This is a genomic window from Dietzia sp. (assembly GCF_036741115.1).
Lineage (GTDB): Bacteria > Actinomycetota > Actinomycetes > Mycobacteriales > Mycobacteriaceae > Dietzia.
On sequence record NZ_DAINST010000027.1, the window covers coordinates 1 to 4,611 of the forward strand.

Here is a 4,611-nt window from a genome sequence, read left to right on the forward strand (position 1 = left end):
CCGAGCGCGAGAACGAGTCCTGGCCAGCCCCCGTCGTGCAGGCGGAAGCCCGAGGCGTAGCCGATCACCGAGGACCCGAGGTAGTAGCAGAACAGATACGTGGACGAGGCCTCGGCGCGGTGGCGTACCGCTAGCGCTCCGACCCAGCCGGAGGCGGTGGCGTGGGCGGCGAAGAATCCGCCCGTGAGCACGGCGACGCCGAGGAGCACGAGCCACAGGGTGTGGGTGAGGGTGAGCGCGAGCCCCACTGCGGTGAGGATGATGCCGATTCGGACGACCGCGGCTCTGCCGAGCCGGGTGGCGAAGGCGCCCGCCCGCGCCGAGGTCCACGTGCCCACTAGGTAGAGGAGGAACACGATTCCTACGGTGGCCTCGGAGAAGCCGAACTCGCTGCGCAGGCGGAAGCCCAGATAGTTGTAGAGGGACACGAAAACGCCCATGAGCAGGAACGCGAGCGCGAAGAGCGAGGCCATCCGCGGATTCCGCCAGTGGCCGGCGAGCGCGCGGAGCTCGTTGCCGAGCCGGATGCGTTTCGGGACGAAACAGCGTTGCGCGGGGAGCATGAGCGCGAGGAGTACGGCGAAGGCAAAGGCCACGGCAGAGGTGACGAGCATCGCGACGTGCCAGGAGGCGAATTCGAGTACCCCGGCGGGGACGAGCCGGCCGAGGAGTCCGCCGACCGTGGTTCCTGCGACGTAACGCCCCATCGCCGAGCCGAGTGCGTCGGGGTGCATTTCCTCGGCGAGCCAGGCCATGGCGACCGCCGGAACGCCTGCGACGAAGACACCCTGGATAGCGCGTCCGGCGATGAGGATCCCGATGTTCGGAGAGAACGAGAGCGCGATTCCGAGCAGTGTCGCGATGACCGCCGAGGAGATCATCACCCTGCCGCGTCCGAAGCGCTCGGAGAGGATCGACACGGGGATGATCGACAGCGCGAGCATTCCAGTGAGCGCAGAGACCGTGAGCGACGCCGATGCCGGGGAGACGCCGAGGTCCTCGGTGAGGGTGGGGAGCAGCGCCTGGGTCGCGAACATCGCGTTGAACGAGGCGAGGCCCGCGGCGACGAGCGCCACGATGGCGCGCCAGTGGTCGCGGTCTCCCGGGCGGAGTCCGGTGCCGGCGGCCGGCGACGTCGTGCTCGGTTCCACTGGGGTCTCGCTCGCTTGTGCCATGCGTCCACGTTCTCCCCACGAGGGGTGATGCGTCCAATGCATGAAAAGCGTAGAAACGTTGCAGAAGACGTATGAATCGAGGTGTGGCGATGGCAAATGGCGTGCATGGCTGGGATCTTGAGTGGTATCTCACACTCTGCGAGTCGAGCCACGTGGGCGAGGCCGCCGACGAGTTGAGGATCGGGCAGTCGACCCTCTCACGGCGCTTGTCCCGCCTCGAACGCGACGTGGGCGCGGCACTGTTCGATCGGGTGGGGACGCGGCTGCGGCTCAACCCGCGGGGCGCGGCCCTGCGGGATCACCTCGCCCGAGCGGGTGCCGAAGTGGCGGAGGGGGTCGCCGAAGTCAGGCGGCTTGCCGATCCCGAGAGCGGCACGATCCGCTTCGACTTCCTCCACTCGCTGAGCACGTGGCTCATGCCCTCACTCGTCCGCGGGTTCCTCGAAGCCCGCCCCGGCATCGAGTTCTCCCTGCACCAGGGGCCGGGCATCGAGCTCTCCGAGCGCGTCGCAGCCGGAGAATCCGACCTGGCGATCGCGACGCCCCCGCCAGAGGACCCCGAGCTCGAGTTCCTTCTCGTGCTCGACGAGCGGCAGGGGCTCGCAGTGCCCGCGGGGCACAGACTGGCCGGGCGTTCCTCGGTCGATCTCGCGGAAGCGGCCGACGAGTCTTTTGCCACGCTCCTGCGCGGCTACGGCACGAGGATCACGTTCGACGCCCTGTGCGCGGAGGCCGGATTCGTGCCGCGCATCGTCTTCGAGGCAGGCGAGATCCTCACTGCCGGTGGCCTCGTCTCGGCGGGCCTGGCCGTCGCGGTGGTTCCCCTCGACAACGCCGAGCTGCACCCCGCGGGGGCCGAACTGATCCCTCTACGGACGTCGATTCGGCGAGAGATCGGCCTCGTCCGGCACCGGCGCGCCGCGCCCAACCCGCCCGTCGACGATTTCTGGGACTTCGTCGCCGCCGAGGCGCCGAGGCTTCTCGGTGCGGGCACGACCGCGAGCGGGGCGCACCTACAGTGGGGGCATGTCCGGAGAGAAGAAGTCCGCGAAGCGAAACCAGACCGAGCAGGAAACGGGGTCCGCACTCACGGAGCGTATCGTCATCAACAGGATCTATGATGCACGCGCGGGGGAGGGCGAGCCCTCGGGCGCGAAAAACTTCCTCGTCGACAGGCTTTGGCCGCGCGGCGTCGCGAAGGACTCCGTCGAGCTCGCGGGGTGGCCGAAGGAGCTCACCCCCTCAACGGAGTTGCGGAAGAAGTTCCATCGCGACGTCGACGATTGGGACGAGTTCCGCTCCGAGTACACCGCGGAGCTCGACCGTAGCCTCGATGCCGGCGAGCTCGACGACGCGCTGGGAGAGCTCCGGGAGGCGCTCTCCGGAAGCGGCGTGGTGGCCCTGCTCTTCGCCGGCAAGGACACCGAGCACACGCACGCCGCGGTACTCCGGGAGTGGCTTCTCCGCGAGCTCGGCTAGCGCCCGCTAGACCGAGCGCTGCGCGAGTTACTCGATCCCCGCAGCGACCTCCGTGCCCTGGCGGATCGCCCGCTTGGCGTCGAGCTCGGCGGCGACATCCGCCCCGCCGATCACCTCGACGTCGACGCCGGCCTCGGTGAGAGGGCCGAGCAGCGCGCGCACGGACTCCTGCCCCGTGCACAGCACGATGCTGTCGACCTCGAGGAGCCGTGTGTCGGTGACCTCGCCGGACTCCGAGCGGAACGACAGGTGCACGCCCTCGGCGTCGATCTTGTCGTAACTCGCGCCGACGATCTGCTCGACACCCTTCGCACGCACGGCGGCGCGGTGAACCCAGCCCGTGGTCTTGCCCAGCGATTTACCCATCCGGCTGCTCTTTCGCTGGACCATGTAGACCGTGCGCGGCGAGGCCTCCGGCCGCGGCGTGGTGAGGAAGCCGGGGTTCTCGGGATCGTCGTCGACACCCCACTCCTGCTCCCAGTTCTTCAGGTCCAGAGTCGGCGACTCGGGAGTGGTAAGGAACTCGGCGACGTCGAAGCCGATACCGCCCGCGCCGAGCACGGCGACGCGCTCGCCGACCTCCCGGTGTCCGAGGACGCATTCGGCATAGGTCATCACCTCAGGCGCGTCTACGCCCTCGATCTCGGGGATCCGCGGCGTCACGCCCGTGGCGAGCACGACCTTGTCGAAGTTCTCAGCGACGAGCTCCGCGGCGTCGACCTCGCGGCCGAGGTGCGTCTTTACCCCGAGGCGTTCGAGCTCGGTGGAGAAGTAGCGGATGGTCTCGGCGAACTCCTCCTTGCCGGGGATCCTCGCGGCGATGGAGAACTGGCCGCCGATGGAATCGCGCGATTCGAAGAGCGAGACCCGGTGCCCCTTTTCCGCGGCGGAGATCGCGGCGGCGAGCCCCGCGGGCCCGGCCCCGACCACGGCGACGCGCTTGGCGCGGCGCGTCGGGGACAGGACGAGCTCGGTCTCCCGGCCGGCGCGAGGATTGACCAGGCACGAGATCTTCTTGCCCACGAAGGCGTGATCGAGGCACGCCTGATTACATCCGATACAGGTGTTGATTTCCGCTCCGCGTCCGGCCGCGGCCTTCTCCATGAACCGCGGGTCGGCGAGCATCGGGCGGGCCATGGATGCCGCGTCGACCTCACCGCGAGCGAGGATCTCCTCGGCGACCTCGGGGGTGTTGATCCGGTTCGAGGCGATCAGCGGAATCGAGACCTCGTCGCGGAGGCGTTCGGTAAAGCGCACGAACGCTGCGCGCGGCACAGACGTGACGATCGTCGGCACCTTCGCCTCGTGCCAGCCGATATCGGTGTTGATCGCGTCGACGCCGCACTCCTCGGCGCGCCGCGCCAAAAGGGTGATCTCCTCCCACGTCTGACCGCCCTCGACGAAATCGGCGATGGACTGGCGCAGGATCACCGGGAAGTCGGCGGGCACCTCGGCGCGGACCGCACGGATCACCTCGATGAGGAACCGCTGCCTGTTCTCGGTGCTCCCGCCCCAGCGGTCGGTCCGGTCGTTCGTGTGCGGGCAGAGGAACTGGTTGATCAGGTATCCCTCGCCGCCCATGATCTCGACGGCGTCATAGCCGGCTCGGTGCGCCCGTTTTGCGGCGGCGCCGAACGCGCGGATCGTCCTGCGGATCATCACGTCGGTCATGCGGATGTGCTTGAACGGGTGGATCGGGGACGGCGCCGAGCCGGGCGCGGCCTTGAGCGGGGTCACCCCGTAGCGCCCGGCGTGCAGGATCTGCATGGCGATCCGGCCTCCGGCGTCATGCACCATCTCCGTGACCTTGCGGTGGTGACGCACGTCGAACTCGGTGAGCATCGACGAGCTCAGGGGGTAGAGCTGGCCGAGGAGCGACGGCGAGACACCGCCGGTGATGATGAGTCCCACGCCGCCCCGGGCACGTTCGGCGTAGAACGCTCCGAGCCTGCGCGCC

4 protein-coding genes are annotated in these 4,611 nt (G+C 68.9%); 2 read left to right on the forward strand and 2 right to left on the reverse strand.

Annotation, left to right across the window (positions count from 1 at the left end):
• The coding region (locus V7E05_RS06040) for an MFS transporter (RefSeq protein WP_333618774.1) at positions 1–1,175 on the reverse strand (1,175 nt) is incomplete at its 3' end.
• 89 nt (positions 1,176–1,264) lie between these two features.
• Here V7E05_RS06040 and V7E05_RS06045 point away from each other — a divergent pair.
• Both V7E05_RS06045 and V7E05_RS06050 read left to right on the forward strand, forming a co-directional pair.
• Positions 1,265–2,296 carry a LysR family transcriptional regulator gene (locus tag V7E05_RS06045; RefSeq protein WP_333618775.1) on the forward strand — a complete coding sequence of 344 codons (1,032 nt, stop codon included), beginning with the start codon at positions 1,265–1,267 and terminating at the stop codon, positions 2,294–2,296.
• Positions 2,202–2,654 (forward strand): DUF488 domain-containing protein, encoded by a 453-nt coding sequence (locus tag V7E05_RS06050; RefSeq protein ID WP_333618776.1) that lies wholly within the window; start codon positions 2,202–2,204, stop codon positions 2,652–2,654. The genes V7E05_RS06045 and V7E05_RS06050 overlap by 95 nt, the downstream gene beginning before the upstream one ends.
• Positions 2,655–2,681: 27 nt before the next feature.
• On the opposite strand, the gene V7E05_RS06055 is transcribed toward V7E05_RS06050, so the two are convergent.
• A partial coding sequence (locus V7E05_RS06055) for an NADPH-dependent 2,4-dienoyl-CoA reductase (RefSeq protein ID WP_333618777.1) occupies positions 2,682–4,611 on the reverse strand: 1,930 nt, incomplete at its 5' end.